Below are 19,149 nucleotides of genomic sequence, written 5' to 3'. Positions count from 1 at the left end.
CTCACTTTAATTTATTATGTGATTTATATCTCATTCACATGTTAATTATATCACATAATCACTCCAGCACTACATCTTTGTGAAAAAATTTACTATCATTTTTTTCAATAGCATTATCATTAATCGTTATAGCCCTAATTTAAAAGCGAGGTAGAATGAACAATACGGTTATCACGCTCAGGATAAATATAGTTAATAGCTTGATTAATCGCCGTTGGCGCCTCACCAAAGCCAGTAGCAATTAAATCAATCTTGCCTGGATAAGAGGCCGCATCACCAATCGCAAAGATACCTGCTTGGCTAGTTTCAAATAAGGAAGAAACCAATAGACTAGAACGCTTATAATCCAGGTGCCAATTCTTCAAATTTTTATTGGACGTTGAAAAACCAAAACTCACAATTAAGGCATCTAAATCAAGGCTTAAGACTTCTTCAGACTTTACTTTTTGAATCATTAAAGTATTTGCTTGATCATCTTCTCCAGAAATGGCTATCGGCACGTAGGGCGTGAGGATCTTCACCTGTGTTTTTCCTAATAGTTCCACGCTGTGTTCATGGGCTCTAAAGGCTTCTCGTCGGTGTACAATCGTCACACTTTCGGCCAAGCCATATAAGGCTAAGGCCCAATCAACTGCCGAATCACCACCACCACAAATAACTACCTTTTTGCCGGCAAACTGGTCTAGCTTGTGAACATTGTAAAAAATATTTTTTTGTGCATAGCGTGCTTCCCCCTCAATCCCCAAAGTCCGTGGTGAGAAAGCACCATTACCACAAGCAATGACAATAGCCCGTGATTGGTGGCTACCTTTACTCGTCTCAATATGGAAAACACCATCGATTTTTGTAAATGTTTGCACCTCTTCATTTAAATAAACCGAAATCCGATCAGAAAAGCGACTAATTTGTTGAATCAAATTTTCCGTTAAATCAGCCCCTGTAATAGCTGGAAAAGCTGGAATATCATAAATCATTTTTTCGGGATAAAGGATCGCCGGCTGCCCCCCAAGTTCTGATAAACTTTCAATGATATTAACCGACATTCCCCGCAAACCAGCATAAAAAGCGGCAAAAAGGCCAACTGGTCCGCCACCAATAATTGTAATATCAGCAATCTGTGCTTCCATTTTGTTTTTCTCTCTCCTGTCTTTTGATCTTGGTCAAAATCGCTTGCGCTTCCTCAGTTAGAGGATAGGCCTCTAGCAAGTCTGGCCTGCGTAAATAAGTCTTCAAAAGGCTTTGCTCCAAACGCCATTTGCGGATATTTTCATGATGCCCGCTCATCAAAACATCTGGCACCTTCATCCCACGAAAATCATAAGGTCTAGTATACTGTGGATACTCCAACAGACCCGATGAAAAGGAGTCGTCCTGATGGCTGACTGCCTTACCAATAACTTCTGGAATCAAACGGACAGTCGCATCAATAATGGTCATAGCAGGCAATTCCCCACCAGTGAGAACAAAGTCCCCCAGGGAAATCTCATCTGTCACCAGGCTTTTAATCCGTTCATCATAGCCTTCATAATGTCCACAGATAAAAACCAACTGTTCTTCTTGTGCTAATTCTTCAGCGAAGCTTTGTGTAAAGGAACGTCCAGCTGGATCCAACAAAATCACTCGGGCATTTTTTGCCTTGATGCGATCCATTGTATCAAAGATTGGCTGCGCGCGTAGTAGCATACCTTGGCCCCCACCATAGGGCTCATCATCAACATGGCGGGCTTTTTCTGCATTTTCTCTGAAATTATGATACGTAATATCAAGCAGGCCCTTTTCTTGGGCCTTTCCTACAATCGAATGTTGCAGTGGGGCAAACATTTCAGGGAATAACGTGAGAACATCAATCTTCATCATCTAATCCTTCCATGATTTCAACTTGAATCCGCTTGTGCTCCAAATCCACTGCCAAAACGACCGGCGGAATATAAGGTAATAAGAGATCCTTTTTCCCTTGCCTTTTAACTACCCAGACATCATTAGCACCCGGTTGCAAAATTTCCTTGATCTGGCCAATCAGATTTTCTCCTTCATAAACATCTAAGCCAATAATATCATGGTAGTAATATTCTCCCTCATCTAATGCCCTTAGATCTTCTTCTGCGACTTTTAGTGTGTAGCCTTTATAGTGTTCAATGGCATTGATATGGTACATATCCTTAAATGTCACAATGTCAAAGTTTTTGTGTTTGCGATGACTAGCAATTTCTACTGTCATGACGTAGTGGTCTTGGGCATCAAAAAGGGCTAACTGTTGACCTTTTTGGAAACGTTCATCCGTAAAATCTGACACACTTAAGACACGCATTTCTCCCTGTAGACCTTGCGTATTAACAATTTTTCCAACATTATAATATTTCATGCTATCTCCTGTAAATGGTTTTCAAAAAGAAACAAGAACAGTTCTTTTCATCTAACTCAACTTCCATTTTAACATGTTCACAAGCAATTTGCACCCAGATAACAAAGAAGAAAAGCATGCTCAAAAGCATTCATCAGCTGAGCTAGGGAGGCGACAAAAAAACCAGTCTTGCAACTGGCTTTTAGTCCTTCTCATCAATAATGAGTCTTACTTTTTTACCTTGTGTAGGAACCGAATAGACAATCGATCTTATCGCTGTAATGGTGCGACCTTTTTTTCCGATAACACGACCGATGTCTTGTGCATCTAGATCCAGATGATACTCCAAAAAATCAGGAGCATCTTCTATCTTAATTGTAAGCTTATCCGGTTGTGAAATCAGTGGTTTCACAATGGCGATAATAAGATTTTCAATGGTATCCATAGGCTTTTATTTTTTGGAGAACTTTAGTTCGTGGAATTTAGTCATAACACCTGCTTTTGAAAGGATGTTACGCACAGTATCAGAAGGTTGTGCTCCTTTTGATAACCAATCAAGGATACGGTCTTCTTTAAGTTCTACTTGGTTTTCAGTAACCAAGGGATTATAAGTTCCAACTGTTTCAATGAAACGTCCGTCACGTGGAGCACGAGAGTCAGCAACGTTGATACGGTAGAAAGGTTTTTTCTTAGAACCCATACGTGTTAAGCGGATTTTTACTGCCATTTGATTATAGTCTCTTTTCTTTAGATAATCTTGAGAAAGCAGCTAAGCTTTTCTCACTGTTTTAAGTATAACTCACCTGGCAAGAACTGTCAAGTTTTTTTCTTGACATCTTTCAGCTGCCCTTAGCTCAAGACCCAAAAAGAGGATAGCTTGGCCAGCAAATGGAGAAAAAAACTGGCTTTTGTCGATAAGTTAGGAACTTGCGCGGCTCTTTTGCGATTAGGGCTGAAAACTCCCCAAGCGCCATATCAAAGTATGCTCTACCAACTGGGAACAAGGGAGGGGTGATACAAGCTAACAAATGAGCTTGTCTGTCTGACAGAAATTGTAATTGAGCGAGCAGAAATCTCACTTGAAATTGGCCAACAACATCTCAAACGCATAAGACAAGCACTATAAAAAACAAGAGACAATCAACTCAAAAGAGAGTGATATTCTCTTGTTTTTAGGTTATTAATGCAAAAACTGCTTGATAAATGTTCCGCCGTAAATCCAAAAATAACTATAAGTTATCATTGAAACTGGTCGACACAGCACAATAATCGTTAAAAAACGTTTAAAGGTAATCCGACTAAGTCCTGTTATCATAATCATGACATCTGCTGGTGCCATGGGCGATAACATATTGAGGATAAAGATCGTCTCATAAGTACGGCTAGCTAATTGCTTGTCATATTTTTGAATCTTCTTTTCATCAATAAAGAGAAGAATAAAGGGCCGTCCAAAGCGTCTAACCAGGTAAAAAAGAATACAGGATCCTAAAATAATGCCGGTAAAATTAAGGATAAAACCTAATATAGGCCCAAAAGTGAGAAAACCAACAACTGTAGTCACACCACCTGGTATAATCGGGATAACCACTTGGATGATTTGAATAATAAAGAACACGATTGACCCAAGAAGGATATGATTTTTTATTAAATCAGCCAAAGCTTGAGGATTATTAAAAATGTCCAATTTTCCAATCAAATAACAAACAAATAGTATTGAAAGGATAATTGACACAATGCCAATACCGCGAATGAGTTTTTTTAGCTTAGAGTGTCTAATACCATGCTTATTCATACCTTAATGCCTCAATCGGATCCAATTTACTTGCATTATTGGCCGGAAGCATTCCAAAAATAATTCCGATGGCTGCTGAGAACGCTATCGCAATCAAAGCAGTGTCTAAAGATACAGTAGCTTCTTTTAATTTTAGGGCATTTCCTAAAACTCCTACAGCTGAATAAGATAATAGAAGACCAAGTAAGCCACCTAGAATCGTTAAGACCACAGATTCTATGAGAAATTGTGTTAATATCTTGGCACGTGTTGCTCCCAAGGCCTTTCTCAAGCCAATCTCGCGAGTACGCTCTGTGACCGATACCAACATAATATTCATCACACCAATCCCACCAACAAGAAGTGAAATGCCTGCAATTGAACCAATAACTGTTGTCATTATAGCAAATTGACTATTAACTTCCCTAATGATTTGACTATTATCTGGAATAACATATTTTCCATCACGCACATGTGAAAGCTTGGTTAACATATTTGCCGCTTGCTTTCCCAAGCGCTCGCTATCTTGGATATTAGTCACATGGACGAAAATTGATCCGACCTCATTAGTGTGAAACTCTGAAGCCACCTGCGTGTTTGCCATGACGGCTTGGCCAACTTCACTGCCATCAATTCCGATAGATGGCTGGTCAGTTTTGAAAACACCGACTACGAGATAGTCTTTATTACCACCAATTTTCACAACCTTGTTGAGGGCTTCTTTGTAGTTACCTTTGCCAAATAGTTTATCTGCTAAAACGCTGTCCAATAACATAATACGTGAAAAATTATGATAATCACGATCGGTTAAAGTGCGTCCTGCAAGGAGATTATATTTTTTAACCTTAAAGTAAGCTTGACTGGCACCCGTAATTGTTGTGTTTTTCGCATTTTTCTTTTCATAACTAATATTACCATTAGCTGAATTGGTCACATAATAAGATTCAATCCCATCAATATCACGAACGATTTGATCAAGCCATTCATATTTAAAATCACGGGTATTTTCTGCAATATTAAAACTTGCATAAGGATTATCTTCATCCTTTTTTGTTTGTAGATACAGTTGAATGTCCTTTTGGTTATTTGCAAAGGAACTCGTGACGCTCTTTTTCATGGCATTCCCAAGCCCCATGATAATCACTACAGCGGCAACACCAATAATAATACCTAGCATGGTCAAGAGCGATCTTAATTTGTGGCCCCAAATTGAAGACAGGGCAAATTTCCAATTTTCCATTTTCTCTCTCTTAGTCTATTCTGACACTTTCTGTCGTGTCGGTCGTAATTTCACCGTCTCGAATGACGATTTTTCGCGTAGCATAATCGGCAATATCAGGTTCGTGGGTTACCATGATGATTGTCTTTCCTTCCTTGTTCAACTCTGTAAGCAGTTCCATAATTTGCTCACCCGTTTTCGTATCGAGCGCTCCGGTTGGTTCATCGGCCAAAATAATTGATGGGTTATTAACCAAGGCACGAGCGATCGCCACCCGCTGCTTTTGCCCACCAGAAAGCTCTGATGGTAAGTGCTTCATCCGTTGGCCCAGTTCCACTTTTTCAAGAAATTGCTGCGCTAAACTATGGCGTTTTGCAACCCCCACACCAGCATAGATTAAAGGGAGTTCCACATTTTGCAGAGCTGTTAATTTGGATAACAAGAAAAATTGCTGAAAAACAAAACCAATTTCTTCATTGCGCAATTGTGCTAAGCGACGGTCTGACAAACGATCAACTTCATGGTCATGTAGCCGGTACTGTCCTTGGGAAGGACGATCTAAAAGACCGATGATATTCATCAGGGTTGACTTACCCGATCCTGATGGTCCCATAATGGCCAAAAAGTCTCCTTTGTAGACCGTTAAGTCAATCCCTTTTAAAACCTGAAGTTCTTGATCACCATTTTGATAACGCTTAACGATATGTTTTAAAGTGATTAATTCTTCTCTATTAGCTGACACCCTGTTTACCTCTTACCTATTTTTTTGTATGTTTTGTTGATGGCTGACTGGCTGAGTCATCAATATGTTCTAAGGTCTTACCACTTGTAAGCTTTTTATCCGGATTTTTGATTAATATTTGCCCAACTTTCAAGCCAGAAGTGATTTCTTGTTGACGCGCATCAGCATTGCCTACTTGTACTTCTGTTTTAATAGCTTTTTTCGTACTTGCATTGTATAACCACACATAGTGCTTTGTTTTATCTTTAACAACGGCTTTTAAAGGTACCAAGGTCCGTTTATTAGGATTTAAGACTTCAACAGTAACAGCAAACCCTTGTTTTAAATTCTTAATGGGGCTGGTAATATCTGCTTTATATTCATAGTTAGAAGCCTGGGAATTAGTGTTCTCTCCCTCAGGCTGTGGACTAGCAGCGGCTTGAACGGTCGGGTAGTTAGAAATATAGGCCATCTTGCCTTGCCATTCTTGATCACTATATACCTTAGACTTGATCTTGACGTCTTGGTCTTTTTTAATATTGGCTAAATCAAATTCTGTCAGGGTTCCTTTTACTTGCAGTTTTCCTTCAGAGGCGACATGCACAAGCGTTTGACTATTTTTAGAGGAAGGGTCAATATCATTGTTAACCTCAACCACTGTACCTTCTACATCACTAAGAACTAAGGTTTGATTTAAAGCTTCTTTTGCTTTGTTAACTTCGGATTGGGCATCAGCATAAGCATCATTTAAGTCTTGTAATTGTTGATTGTAACTTTGGGTAACTTGGCCGGCTGCGCTAGCACCTTCTGTAGGGGTCGCTACTGAACCGTAGGTTCGAAAACTATTGATCTGACGTGCTGCTTTGTTTAAATTCCGCACCGCAGTATCATAGGCAGCTTGAGCAGCAGTCGCATTGTACTGGACTAATTGTTGGCCCCGCGCCACTTTATCGCCGACTTTAACGACAACACTCGCTCCATTTCCGCGAGCAGGATCATAGTAGACATACTGTTCTGATTCTGACTTGACAGTGCCAGACAACAAGGTTGATGAGGAAATTGTCCCTTCGGTAACTTTGATGGTTTGATAGTTACTTTCCTTGTTTTGTCCAGCTTGGGAAGGCTGAGATTTAAACCACAAAAAAGTTCCAAGGCCAACCAGGCTAACTGCCGCCACACCGCTGATAAGTATCTTAGTCTTTTTAGTCATTTTTTGTTCTCTTGCGCGAGCCATTTTCCTACCTCTATCTCTCTAGATTTTTGTATTATTTTTGTAAGACAAGTATATAATCTTTTGATTTGCCTGTCAAGAATAAATCCCACATTTTATCTTTATGAGTAAATTCCTTATCTTGTCTCTATGATAGCACATTACTACTAGGCATAAGCTTACAAGTTTGTAAGAAAAAACAATAAACGATTGTTTACTGTTTTTACATTTCTTTAATTTATTTTTGCTGCACGGCCATTTAAAATAGCTTCGATAATTGCCATTCGCACATAGACACCGTTGGTCATTTGGCGAACAATTCTGGATTTTTCTGCTTCGACTAAGCTATCGGCTATTTCCACATCACGATTGATAGGAGCAGGGTGCATAATGATGGCATGCTTTTTCAACTTATGATAACGTTTGGGGGTCAAGCCATGCAATTGGTGATAGCTTTCTTTAGAAAAACTCTCTTGTCCATCGTGACGCTCGTGCTGCACGCGCAGTAACATCAATACATCCACTTCCTCCACAATCCGATCCATGGCTAGATACTGACCATAAGCATCAAATTCTTTGCTATACCATTGTTGTGGGCCAGAGAAATATAGAGTTGCTCCTAGCCTGTTTAGGATCTGCATGTTGGATTTTGCGACCCTTGAGTGAGTCAAATCACCAACAATCGCAATTTTTAAGCCATCAAAGTGGCCGTACTCTTCATAAATCGTCATTAAATCAAGTAAGCATTGACTAGGATGCTGTCCTGAGCCATCACCTCCGTTGATAATTGAGGCTGTAATGGTGGGACTCGTTATGAGAGATTTATAGTAATCTTCTTCTGGGTGTCTAATCACACACACTTCCGCTCCTAAAGCAGACATTGTTAAGACAGTATCGTATAAGGTTTCACCTTTTTGTATCGAACTGGTATCAGTGTCAAATGCAATCACATTTAAGCCTAGCTGATGCTCTGCAACCTCAAATGACTTATGTGTCCTTGTGGAATTCTCAAAAAAGAGATTAGTAACAAACTTGTCCTGGTAATGAGGACAGGCTACTTGCTTAGACTTAAATTGCTCGCCTCGCATGATAAGTCCCATGACCTCTTCATTAGTAAGTAACTCCATTGAAACCAAATGGTTTAGTGTAACCTTATTATCTACTACTGGCATGACTGTCTCCTTTGTTGCTTATTTTTAACTAGTTAGCTGAATGAGGAAGAATTTGATATAGGATAATTCCTAAGAGTGTTGAAAAGGCAACACCTGAAATCTGTAGTCCTTGAATTTGCAGCATCAAGCCACCAATTCCCGAAACCAAGATAACACTAGCAATTAATAAGTTTTTCTTATCATCCATATCAACCTGTGATTCCACCAAAATTTTCAAGCCACTTGAGGCGATGACCCCAAAGAGAGCGACAGAAATCCCACCAAGTACTGGCGAAGGGATGGATTGAATCAACGCTGATACTTTCCCGACAAAGCTTAGCAGCAGAGCAATGACAGCCGCTCCTGCAATCACATAGACAGAGTAAATCTTATTTAGTGCCATCACTCCAATATTCTCACCGTAGGAAGTGACCGGTGGGGCACCTAGGAAGCCAGCCACAATCTGGGCTAAACCATCACCTGTTAGAGTGCGATCCAAGCCTGGGTCCTTAAAATAATCACGTTTTGTTAGGCTATTTAAGACCATGATATGTCCAAAGTGTTCCGTCATAGTAACAAAAGCAATCGGTGCCATTGTTAAAATTGCACTTGGATAAAGCTTTAAGCCATAATTGACCAAGGGGAGTTCAACTGAAGGCAGGCTAAACCACTTGGCTTGGGCTACCGATTGAAAATCAATGATTTGCTGCCCCGTGACCAGGCCAATCCCGATGGCAAAGATATAACCAACAATTAATCCTAGTAAGATAGGGATAATGCCCACGATTCCTTTGCCATAAATATTGAAGAAAATCACAGCCAAAAGAGTAACCATCCCAATAAAGAAATATAAAAGGTTGTAATGGCCATTCTTTAGCATAATATTATCAACAGCAGTTGTGGCAAGGCTAAGTCCGATAACCATCACAATTGGCCCAACAACAATTGGTGGTAAAATACGATCAATCCAATCATTGCCGACTGCTCGGACAATTAAACCCACAATCAGGTATACTAAGCCACCAGTGACAGCGCCCTGAGCAACAGCAGGAATGCCATCTGTTTTCATGAGCATCTGCATGGCGGCAATATAGGCAAAGCTAGATCCCATATAAGCGGGAATTTTAAACTTGGTGACCGATAAATGTGCCAGGGTTCCTAGCCCACTTGATAGAAGGGCTACAGCCGGATCAATGCCAACTAGGATGGGAACTAAAACCGTTGCCCCAAACATCGCAAACAAGTGCTGAAAGGATAAGCCGACCAGGACCCCTGCTTTAGGCATCTCGTTGACGTCATAAAGAACATCTTTCATTATCTTATTTTCCTCTTTTCTTGCTTTAGTCTGGCGCTACAATGCTGATGCGGTCCTGTCCATCCACTTCAGCAACTTCAACAACAATGGCTTCATCACTACTTGTTGGGATATTTTTCCCAACATAATCGGCACGAATCGGTAGTTCGCGATGGCCACGATCAACAAGAACGGCTAAACTAACCCGCGCTGGACGACCCAGACTGACCAGATTATCAATCGCTGCGCGAATCGTGCGCCCGGTATATAAAACATCATCAACCAAAATCACATTCTTACCGGTAATGTCCGTTGCCATTTGGGTGGTATTTTCAGCAACCTTCATATCATCGCGAAAGGGCTTAGTATCTAACTCACCTGCAGGGACCTTAAGACCTTCTAATTCATAGAGCCGGTCTTGAATCCGCTGCGCCAAATGCACCCCACGCGTCTTAATGCCTGCTAAAACTAATTGATCCAGATCCTTATTTCGTTCAATGATTTCGTAGGTGATCCGCGTTATAGCCCGCTTCATTGTCATCGCATCAACAATTTCTTTTGACTTCACTTCTTTTTCTCCTTTCGGCACAAAAAAATCTCCTTGATAACAAGGAGATGACACCAAATAGTCATATGCTTCACAGGCAAGCAAAGCACACTCTTTTATGCTGGACTCCTTGACAGCCTCACGGGACTGTTTTAAAGGATTATTTAATTTTTACTAGTATATCAAAATGCTTTTTAGGATGCAAGAGCTTTTTGGAAATTTAAGCACATGATTTACAAAAAAGCAAGCTACAGGCAAGCAGTTGCCAGTTTTGGTACTTTTAAGGATTGTGCTATCTGCTCCTATGACTGACGCAAACGAGCTAAGGTCGCTTGAAACAAATCGGGCGGTTGAACTGTAAAGGTCAGCCATTCACCCGAATCAGGATGAGTCAGACCTAAGGTTTGGGCATGCAGGAATTGCCCCTGCCCGACCAAGGTTTTTCTAGGACCATAGACCGGATCACCTGCGAGCGGATGGCCAATATAAGCCATATGAACACGAATTTGGTGAGTACGGCCAGTTTCAAGCCTTAGAGACACCAGGGTGTAATTGCCAAAGCGTTCAAGGACCTGAAAATGGGTAATAGCTGGCTTGCCTTTTGCTGTGATGGCTTGTTTTTTGCGATCCTTGTCACTGCGGCCAATCGGAGCATCAATCACGCCTTTATCGTTTTTTATATTACCATGTACAATTGCCAAATATTGCCGATGGGCCTTTTGCTTTTTCAATTCATCAGCCAAGCGTTGATGAGCCTGGTCATTTTTAGCAACCATTAAAAGCCCTGAGGTATCTTTGTCAATGCGATGCACAATTCCTGGACGCACCACCCCATTAATCGTGGATAGATCCTTGATATGATACAACAGGGCATTGACCAAGGTCCCAGAAGTATGGCCGGCAGAAGGATGAACCACCATGCCCTGAGGTTTATTGATAATAGCAAGAGCACTATCTTGATAGATAATATCTAAAGGGATATTTTCTGCCTGATAATCTAATGAATCTATCTGAGGTAATTCATAGGTGATGTGGTCACCTTCTTGCACCATATATTTTGCCTTTTTGATGGCACCGTTGACCCTAACTGTTCCAGCCTTTATCGCCTCGTTGGCCTGAGAACGTGACAAGATGCTCTGCTCTGCCAATGCCTTATCCAAGCGTAAATTGCCCAGTTGATTGATTATGTTCATCACACTTCTTCCTTCCATAATACTATAAAGAGTAAGGCAACTCCTATGCATAAATACGAATCTGCCACATTAAAAATGGCAAAATCAATAAAATCAAGGTGCACCATATCAATAACATAACCTAGTCGTAAACGGTCACTAAAATTGCCAAGTCCACCAGCGATTATAAACATTAGGGCCAACTCCTTCAACCAAAGCCCTGTGTCCCGCTTAAAATAATAATATAAAGCTGCGCCTAGCACCACAAGGCTGACTAAGGTGAAAAACCATTGCTGATGCTGGAGAATAGAAAAAGCAGCACCGCTATTTTGCAAATAGGTCAAACTAACCACTCCCTTAATAAATGGTTTGATTTCTCCTAGCTGCAAGTGACTTACCGTCCAAAATTTAACCCACTGATCAAGGGCAAGCAACAGGCCAACACTGATCACAAGCTTAATTGTTTTTACCATCTTCTTCTCTCATACTTTCAAAATAGGACTGCATTATCTTAATAAAGGTTAGGGCAGCCGGACTCAAAGCCTTGTCCATTCGTTTAATGTAAACCATAACATTTTGACTGTGGTCCGCCAGTGGAATAACCGAAATGCCATTAACACTATTATGATCTAAAAAACCTGACCCCGTAGCAAAGGCCTCTGTTCGCTCCAAAATACCATTTAAGGTCGCACGGTCTGTCACATAGTAGGTCAAGCTATCATCACGCGTATTGACAAAATTTTCGGAATAATATAGATATTCTTCCTTTTCTTGGGTAAATCGCACCGCAGGATAGCCTTCCAGGTCTGCTAATGTTAGTGAGGTTCGGTGAGCTAGTGGGTGTGCACTTCCCAGATAAATATGTGTTTGAAAAGGCATTAATACCACATACTCTAGAGCAAGCTTGTCCATCCGCTGCAACAAGCCTTTGCGATTTTGGGCATTGAGATAGATAATCCCAAGTTCACTGCTGCCCTGAGCTACTTCGTCTAATATGTGAATCGTTGTGGTTTCAAAAAGTCGCAGAGCTTTAGGTTCTGGATAGACTTGTGCAAAGGTCGCAACCAGCGGGGCTAAAAAATCATAGTGCTGACTGGCCACTGAGAATTCGTTTTTATCAATCGCAGAGGGTGAAAATTGTTTCTCAAAGGAGTCAAAGCCCTTAACCACTTCTACGGCTTTTTCATAAAAAGTCATTCCCTGGGAAGTTAAAACAGTACCACTGGTAGTACGATGAAAAATTTGAAAGCCAAGCTCTGCCTCTAAATCCCTAATGGAAACCGAAAGACTGGGTTGGCTAATATATAATTTGGCCGCTGCTTCACGAAAAGTGCCATTGTTAGCAATGGCTACTACATAGCGTAATTGTTGAATATTCATAAATCCATATTAGTTCCTATCCATGATGATTTTATTATATCAGATTTCTGTCTCATATGCGCTTTGATTGCATTGTCCGCCTAATCCGTTGGGAAGGCTGCTGAGAATGCACTCGAGAAGGGTCTCAAAAACGCTTGAAAAACACTTGAAAAAGTCACTAATGATATTTCACCTGCTCACTGACAAATAAAAAACAGACTTTTTTCCGAGTTTTCGGGAAAAAGTCTGATCTCATGCGATTAAATAACTTATTTTGCAATTGGGTAAACTGATACTTGTTTCTTATCGCGACCTTTACGTTCGAAGCGTACAACGCCTTCAACTTTAGCAAAAAGAGTGTCATCACCACCACGACCAACGTTTACACCTGGATAGATGTGTGTACCACGTTGACGGTAAAGGATTGAACCACCTGAAACCGTTTGACCATCAGCTGCTTTAGCACCAAGGCGCTTTGCTTGTGAGTCACGTCCGTTTGATGTAGAACCTCCACCTTTTTTGTGGGCGAAAAGTTGCAAGTTAGCAAGATTCATTTTTAACATAATGTTGTTTCCTCTCTTATTATAAATCTAAATGACTGTTGTCTGGACAAATTCCGAGGCATTTTCAGATATATTAGTCATTCCTAAAAGAAATGATTCAAATAATAATTGACCATTCTTTGACGTGTCATGTGGGACTGAGACTCTCATGTACCCACCTTCAACTGCATCCATTGTTACGTCTGCTTGTGTCTGCGTTAAAGCCTCTAGGGAATTAATAAAGTTAATCGCTAGTGCACTCACTGCCGCACAAACAATATCAAAGCCATACTCGCCACTACCGGCATGGCCAGTCAGAGTAACGTCACGTAAGGTGCCATCCTCATCGCGTGAAAAGCTTGCTTTAATCATAACAAAAACTAGGCGTTGATTGCGTTGATGACAACTTTAGTGTAAGGTTGACGGTGACCTTGTTTACGGTGACTACCTTTTTTAGGTTTGTATTTAAAAGTAACAACTTTTCGTTGTTTACCTTGTTTTTCAACAGTTCCAACTACGGTAGCTCCTTCAACAAGGGGAGTTCCAACAACAGTATTTTCGCCACCAACAAGGACAACTTCGTTAAATGTTACTTCTGCACCAGCTTCAGCGTCAATTTTCTCAACATAGATCGCTTGACCTACTTCAACTTTAACTTGTTTTCCACCAGTTTTGATGATTGCGTATGTGCTCATGATGCACCTCCTATAAATAATTTTTAATTGAGGTTTCCCTCTGTGAAGACTCGCCTATGATCGTGAGGTCACCCTACTTAAACGATTGTCGCGCGGTTGCACAGGACGTGCATTAAGTCAACATTACTATTATAGCACTCTCTTTTATGCATTTCAAGCTTTACACAGCATTTTTTCTTTTGGTGGCTTTTGCCATTGCCAGCGATGTTTTTCTTGGCACACAATCCTCACTGCTGTCATTGCAAGAGCTGTATGTGGCGAAAAACTGTCTTAACTTTCGACAAGATACGCAGATGATTTTACCATTTCAAGCCAACATGTTGCTGCATTTCTGTATAGGCTTGATCAACTTTTGCTTGCGTGCCTGCATCCAATTGCTTGCGCAAGCGGCCTCCTTTAATAAAATCTTCCAGAATGAGCGTTCGATAATTATAAAGTTCATAGCCTTCCTCACCGTAAACGCCCTTGCTTTTAGCTAAGACCATTGTTGGGTGTGCTTTGGCCGATTTGATGGAGGTCTTTCCGGCTTTTTTCTCAACAACCAAATCCATCAGTAAACCACGTTCTGTCCAAATATCACCTACCGTTTCTAAGCGCTGATTGGAAAGAAAATTCCCCATGGAATAGATAATGAGCTTTTTTGCCTTGTTTTTCGTTACCACTTCTGCCGGCTCAACAACATGCGGATGTCCCCCAAAGATCACATCAGCTCCCCAGTCAATCATCTTATGATACAAGGCCTTTTGCTCACTAGTGGGTTGCATGGCGTACTCTGTTCCCATCTGTGGCATGACAATAGTAATATCAGCCGCGCGTTCAGCCTTTTTAAGGTCTTGCTTGATTTTTGCCTCATCTAAATTAGCCAGGTGCTTGTCATATTCTTCCTGGCTTAGATTAGCTTCCATTCCATTGTAACCATAAGAATAACCTAAAATAGCAATCCTAATTCCGTTGACTTTCTTGATTAAAAGAGGATCTGTTTGCCGATTTTTAGGATAAAGGCCGATACTATCAATCCCTCTTTTTTGAAAGACCTGTCGGGTATAAAGAGCGCCCGCTAAGCCGGAATCTAAGATATGATTATGGGCCAAGTCAACGACATCGTAGCCCGTTTTTTGGATTGCATCTGCAATGGCCAAAGGCGCATTAAACAACGGGTAGCCAGCAAGAGGATAATCTGGGCTGATTGTGCCTTCATAGTCGCCAATTGCCAAATCTGCTTTACTTATCCAGGGTTTGACATACTCAAAATAGGGTGTAAAGTCATAATGACCCGGTCGGGTTTTGGCACTGCTATAGAGAACATCATGAATGAGAATGTCACCATTAGCCATAATACGTGCTGTTTTATTTCTTGCTGATTTTTGAGTCCTTGCCGTCTGAAAAGGGCTTACCTGGTAATGAACACCAAAAAAATCATAACCTAAGGAAAATAAAAGACTACCGACAATAATCGCAATTGCTGGCACCGTGAACCTTTTAATTGGGAACTCCTTTTTCATATGATTGCCTCCTTATTTATTATATTATAACACTTTCATGAATGGACAGGTAATACCGCTTTGTATAACTAGTTATATTGCATACTAAAAAAGACATGTAAGCCTTTTTAAGCCACCTGTCTTTTCAAACTCGTTTGGACGTTTTTAGAGGGTAAGATAATGGCAAATATACTTGCTCAGCACCATAGTTAGACTGAAAAAACAAGGCAGCTAACTTCCCATCTCAGCTAAAAATGCAAAGCTTTGCTTTAAAGCAACTGGTCTATAAGCTCTGAGACATGATCAACGTCTGCTTCTGGGGTAATCTCGGTAATCTCAACGCCGGCTAGTGCACGCGCAACCAAGCCATCAATATCAAAGCGGGTCTCATAGGCTTCCACCTTTTTTAGCTTGGGATTTGTTTTTGGCCGATCTGGGGCAAAAATGGTACAACAATCTTCAAAGGGTTGAATGGAAATATCAAAGGTATCAATTGCCTGAGCTATGTCAATAATTTCTAATTTGTCCATAGTCACCACTGGGCGAATAACCGGCGTAGTAGTCACAGCATTAATAGCCTGCATGCTTTCTAGGGTTTGGCTGGCGACTTGACCAAGACTTTCACCATTGATGATGACCAAGGCATTACGCCGCTCTCGTAGAGCATCTGTGATGCGCAACATAAAGCGACGTGTTAGGGTCATTAAATACGCTTCAGGTGCCTTGTTTTTGATTTCTTCTTGAATTTCGGTAAAAGGAACTTCGATAAATTGCATATTGCCGCCAAAGCGGGTTAATTTCCGGGTTAAATCTTTAGCTTTTTTTAGAGCACCTGGACTTGTGTAAGGAGGACTTGCAAAATGCACAGCTTCAATAGCCACGCCTCGCTTGAGGGCCAGATAACCCGCTACAGGGGAATCAATACCTCCTGATAGCATCAACATTCCCTTGCCAGAGCTACCAACAGGCAGACCTCCTGCACCTTTAATCTCTTCGTGAGAAATATAAGCTGCTTCTTCTCGAATTTCAACTTTTAAGGTGACATTAGGTTGCTTCATTTGAGCCTTAATCTCTGGTAAAACCTCAAAAACTGCCGCACCCAGCACTTGATTGAGTTCTCGACTATCCAGTTCAAAGTTATGATCACTTCGTTTGCTTGCGATTTTAAAGGTCATGCCTTCGTGATAGAGCTCACGCATGAGCTCTTGCACAGCTTTTTTAAGAGCTGCTATGTTTTTATCAATTTTATAAACGGGAGAAAGTGCTTGGATACCAAAGACTAATTGTAAAGACTCCATAACGGGTTGATAATCTGTCCCATGGAGGTATACATGGGTACGGTCACGATCTGAGCGAATGTGGACATTGGGATAAATGGATAGGACATCAGTGATATTGCGCTTTAGTTTATTGATGAAGCGCATTTTATTTTTTCCTTTTGTAGAGAGTTCACCATGGCGAACCATAATTTCTGAATAATGCATGCTTACCTTACCTTTTGTGTTTGTGTGTATACCATTTTAAAAACAGTTAAAAATTGCTCAACTTGACTCATATCATTTTCTTCATCAAGACTAATGCGTACTGCTGTTTGGGCTTGTTCGGCAGGGATGCCCATAGCAATCAAGGTGCCTGCTGGCTTACCTGCTTTAGACGAACATGCACTGGTGGTGGAGATATAGATGTCATGGCCCTCAAAGGCATGCACCAAGACCTCGCCTCGTACGCCTTTGATGCCAAAAGTCACAATATTAGGTGCAAAATCATCTTGGCCAGAAAAAAGCACAAGGTCATCGTAGGTGCTCAAAGCCTCCATTATAACCGTTCGCATCGCTTGAAGTTTTACCAAAGTAGGCTCTTGCTTTTCTATCATTAGCCGCAAAGCTTTAGCCATACTAGCAAGACCTGGAACATTTTCGGTTGTAGAACGAAGATTGCTTTCTTGGCCACCACCATTTAACAAGGGACTGATCGTTTTTCCTGTTTTTTTGTAGAGAAAACCAACCCCGCGCACAGCATGAAATTTGTGACCTGAAAAAGAGGCTAAATCTACCCGCTCGGTCAAATAATTGGTTAAGGGCACCTTACCAAGTGCTTGAACAGCATCCACATGAAAGGTAATGCTGGGCTTATCAGCTAACATTTTAGAAATAGCCGAAATGGGTTGGATAGCGCCGATTTCATTATTGACAGCCATGCACGATACCAAAATCGTATCTTGCCTAATCAACTGGCTAAGCTCCTCCACATCCACAAAGCCGGCTTTTGTCACGGGTGCAAAGCTCACATCAAACCCCTGTTCCAGGAGCCACTTGGCACTCTCTTTTACGGCAGGGTGTTCAATATCAGACACAATAATGTGCTTGCCAAAAGCTTTTTTCGCAAAAGCTGTGCCTTTTATCGCCCAGTTATCGCTTTCTGTGCCACCAGAAGTAAAAATAATGGTATCTGGTTCAACACCTAGTAGCTCAGCAATTTGCTTGCGCGAAGCTTCTAAAATACGGTGGGCGTTGGAACCTAGGACATGTAAGCTGGAGGGATTCCCAAAAATCTTACTAGCTACCTCACTATAGGTTTTTAGCGCCTCTGGATAGGGACGGGTTGTTGCTGCATTGTCAAAATAAATCATATGTCACCTTCACTACTACTCAATCAGTTTATTGTATCATATTTTTACTAACTTGATAAAGAGTGAATCTTAAGCTGGCCCTATAAGCTGCAGTTACAAAAAAGCTCCCACTAGCACAAACCAATCATTACCAATACAGCAATAAATACCACGCAAGACCAAACCACAAAAAGATGAAGGCAGAAGCAATCCCCGCTTTGATGGGAAATAAGTTTGTCAGAGTGCTTAGTTCCCTTAGATGTTAAGCACAGCTTTTTTTAGGCCATTATCCCAGATAGTTCAGTGATAGTTGGCTCATGGTAAAGCTCTTAGTTGGCTACCCCAAACCGAGGAAACAAGGCTTAGTAAATGATTGACTTAGCCACCTTACCATACTATACTTATATGAGTATAAGTATCCAGCAAGCTTTTTTTATTATCCTTATTCATAGTCTAGATACTTTAATGCAGTGAATTAAAAAGGAGTTATTATGTCTAACCAATATTCCCGACAATCCAAAAACCCTAATAACGATCCCAGCAAACATATCAAAACCGGCTTTACGGCCTTGCAAAAAATGATAGCACTTATTGGGGGGATTTTAAGTATTATTGTTGCTACTATCACCATATCTAGGACTTTACATCCTAGTGATGATACCAAAAAAACTGACAATGGAACCTCAAGCTCAACAGTTGTCCATATTATTGAAAAAGATACTAAAGATACCACCAACCATGACAATGCTACAACACCGTCATCAACCGCACAAGAAACTCCGCAAACGTCATCAACACAAGCATCCTCTACAAGCCCAAGCACACAAAGTAGTCCTTCAACAAACTCTTCATCTGTTCCAGAAACCTCCAACGCCACAGACATAAGCCAACCTACACAATAAAATCCCACCTAGCAATAACTGTTTAACGATTAAAAAACCACAAGCAGGTTTTTGAACGATACTCCACAAGTTAGACCAAAAATCTAACCAATGGAACGACGTTCCTATTCCCTTGCCTGTGGTTTTTAATATGGCA

The 19,149-nt window shown here is 40.9% G+C and carries 22 protein-coding genes and 1 other annotated feature; of the genes, 1 reads left to right on the top strand and 21 read right to left on the bottom strand.

All coding sequences use genetic code 11. The features are described 5' to 3' along the window. Positions 1-134 precede the first annotated feature (134 nt). From K5J94_RS06315 to K5J94_RS06215, 21 genes are all read right to left on the bottom strand, one after another. Positions 135-1,127 (bottom strand): NAD(P)/FAD-dependent oxidoreductase, encoded by a 993-nt coding sequence (locus K5J94_RS06315; protein WP_159550249.1) that lies wholly within the window; start codon positions 1,125-1,127, stop codon positions 135-137. Then, complete coding sequence (trmD, locus tag K5J94_RS06310) at positions 1,108-1,854, bottom strand: tRNA (guanosine(37)-N1)-methyltransferase TrmD (protein WP_159564355.1); 747 nt, start codon at positions 1,852-1,854, stop codon at positions 1,108-1,110. The genes K5J94_RS06315 and trmD overlap by 20 nt, the downstream gene beginning before the upstream one ends. Further along, entirely contained in the window at positions 1,844-2,362 is a 519-nt protein-coding gene (gene rimM / locus K5J94_RS06305; RefSeq protein ID WP_221912648.1) for a ribosome maturation factor RimM, read from the bottom strand. Before rimM ends, trmD begins: the two co-directional genes overlap by 11 nt. Positions 2,363-2,543: 181 nt before the next feature. Beyond that, positions 2,544-2,786, bottom strand: coding sequence for a KH domain-containing protein (locus K5J94_RS06300; RefSeq protein ID WP_159543879.1), 243 nt, complete (start codon positions 2,784-2,786; stop codon positions 2,544-2,546). 6 nt (positions 2,787-2,792) lie between these two features. Beyond that, positions 2,793-3,068 carry a 30S ribosomal protein S16 gene (gene rpsP / locus K5J94_RS06295; RefSeq protein ID WP_159543881.1) on the bottom strand — a complete coding sequence of 92 codons (276 nt, stop codon included), beginning with the start codon at positions 3,066-3,068 and terminating at the stop codon, positions 2,793-2,795. Positions 3,069-3,521: 453 nt separating this feature from the next. Beyond that, positions 3,522-4,133: a TVP38/TMEM64 family protein gene (locus tag K5J94_RS06290; protein WP_159543883.1), complete on the bottom strand. Its 612-nt coding sequence runs from the start codon at positions 4,131-4,133 to the stop codon at positions 3,522-3,524. Beyond that, a complete protein-coding gene (locus K5J94_RS06285) occupies positions 4,126-5,352 on the bottom strand; it encodes an ABC transporter permease (protein WP_159560459.1) in 1,227 nt (408 codons plus the stop codon). The genes K5J94_RS06290 and K5J94_RS06285 overlap by 8 nt, the downstream gene beginning before the upstream one ends. 10 nt (positions 5,353-5,362) lie before the next feature. Beyond that, positions 5,363-6,073 (bottom strand): ABC transporter ATP-binding protein, encoded by a 711-nt coding sequence (locus K5J94_RS06280; protein WP_159543887.1) that lies wholly within the window; start codon positions 6,071-6,073, stop codon positions 5,363-5,365. A 16-nt stretch (positions 6,074-6,089) separates the two neighbouring features. After that, positions 6,090-7,286 (bottom strand): efflux RND transporter periplasmic adaptor subunit, encoded by a 1,197-nt coding sequence (locus K5J94_RS06275; protein ID WP_159564333.1) that lies wholly within the window; start codon positions 7,284-7,286, stop codon positions 6,090-6,092. Between the two features lie 209 nt (positions 7,287-7,495). Continuing rightward, complete coding sequence (locus tag K5J94_RS06270; RefSeq protein ID WP_221912647.1) at positions 7,496-8,434, bottom strand: aspartate carbamoyltransferase catalytic subunit; 939 nt, start codon at positions 8,432-8,434, stop codon at positions 7,496-7,498. 28 nt (positions 8,435-8,462) lie between these two features. Further along, positions 8,463-9,728: a uracil-xanthine permease family protein gene (locus tag K5J94_RS06265; RefSeq protein WP_221912646.1), complete on the bottom strand. Its 1,266-nt coding sequence runs from the start codon at positions 9,726-9,728 to the stop codon at positions 8,463-8,465. Between the two features lie 25 nt (positions 9,729-9,753). Next, positions 9,754-10,275: a bifunctional pyr operon transcriptional regulator/uracil phosphoribosyltransferase PyrR gene (gene pyrR, locus K5J94_RS06260; protein ID WP_159543929.1), complete on the bottom strand. Its 522-nt coding sequence runs from the start codon at positions 10,273-10,275 to the stop codon at positions 9,754-9,756. Between the two features lie 281 nt (positions 10,276-10,556). Beyond that, positions 10,557-11,447: an RluA family pseudouridine synthase gene (locus K5J94_RS06255; RefSeq protein ID WP_159550267.1), complete on the bottom strand. Its 891-nt coding sequence runs from the start codon at positions 11,445-11,447 to the stop codon at positions 10,557-10,559. Then, positions 11,447-11,899 carry a signal peptidase II gene (lspA, locus tag K5J94_RS06250; RefSeq protein ID WP_159543897.1) on the bottom strand — a complete coding sequence of 151 codons (453 nt, stop codon included), beginning with the start codon at positions 11,897-11,899 and terminating at the stop codon, positions 11,447-11,449. The genes K5J94_RS06255 and lspA overlap by 1 nt, the downstream gene beginning before the upstream one ends. Next, positions 11,883-12,806, bottom strand: a complete 924-nt coding sequence (locus K5J94_RS06245) for a LysR family transcriptional regulator (RefSeq protein ID WP_159564339.1) — start codon at positions 12,804-12,806, stop codon at positions 11,883-11,885. Before K5J94_RS06245 ends, lspA begins: the two co-directional genes overlap by 17 nt. Positions 12,807-13,054: 248 nt before the next feature. Beyond that, complete coding sequence (gene rpmA / locus K5J94_RS06240; RefSeq protein WP_003065365.1) at positions 13,055-13,348, bottom strand: 50S ribosomal protein L27; 294 nt, start codon at positions 13,346-13,348, stop codon at positions 13,055-13,057. Between the two features lie 27 nt (positions 13,349-13,375). Beyond that, on the bottom strand, positions 13,376-13,699 hold the full coding sequence (locus K5J94_RS06235) for a ribosomal-processing cysteine protease Prp (RefSeq protein WP_159564341.1): 324 nt from the start codon (positions 13,697-13,699) through the stop codon (positions 13,376-13,378). A gap of 8 nt (positions 13,700-13,707) precedes the next feature. Continuing rightward, the gene (rplU, locus tag K5J94_RS06230) at positions 13,708-14,022 is read right to left on the bottom strand and encodes a 50S ribosomal protein L21 (protein WP_159543903.1); all 315 of its coding nucleotides are present in this window, start codon (positions 14,020-14,022) and stop codon (positions 13,708-13,710) included. A 36-nt stretch (positions 14,023-14,058) separates the two neighbouring features. Continuing rightward, positions 14,059-14,130: a sequence feature (ribosomal protein L21 leader region), on the bottom strand. Positions 14,131-14,321: 191 nt separating this feature from the next. Next, positions 14,322-15,524, bottom strand: a complete 1,203-nt coding sequence (locus K5J94_RS06225; protein WP_221912645.1) for a CapA family protein — start codon at positions 15,522-15,524, stop codon at positions 14,322-14,324. Between the two features lie 248 nt (positions 15,525-15,772). Beyond that, the gene (thiI, locus tag K5J94_RS06220) at positions 15,773-16,987 is read right to left on the bottom strand and encodes a tRNA uracil 4-sulfurtransferase ThiI (RefSeq protein WP_221912644.1); all 1,215 of its coding nucleotides are present in this window, start codon (positions 16,985-16,987) and stop codon (positions 15,773-15,775) included. A 2-nt stretch (positions 16,988-16,989) separates the two neighbouring features. Further along, positions 16,990-18,132 carry a cysteine desulfurase family protein gene (locus tag K5J94_RS06215; protein WP_159564347.1) on the bottom strand — a complete coding sequence of 381 codons (1,143 nt, stop codon included), beginning with the start codon at positions 18,130-18,132 and terminating at the stop codon, positions 16,990-16,992. A gap of 470 nt (positions 18,133-18,602) precedes the next feature. Between K5J94_RS06215 and K5J94_RS06210 the strand changes: the two genes are divergently transcribed. Continuing rightward, positions 18,603-19,013, top strand: coding sequence for a DUF6556 family protein (locus K5J94_RS06210; protein WP_159564637.1), 411 nt, complete (start codon positions 18,603-18,605; stop codon positions 19,011-19,013). Positions 19,014-19,149: the final 136 nt, after the last annotated feature.

The organism is Streptococcus halichoeri, assembly GCF_019774635.1.
In the GTDB taxonomy this organism is placed as follows: domain Bacteria; phylum Bacillota; class Bacilli; order Lactobacillales; family Streptococcaceae; genus Streptococcus; species Streptococcus halichoeri.
The sequence above is the reverse complement of the archived record's forward strand: the minus strand, read 5'-3'. Positions and strand labels throughout refer to the sequence as shown.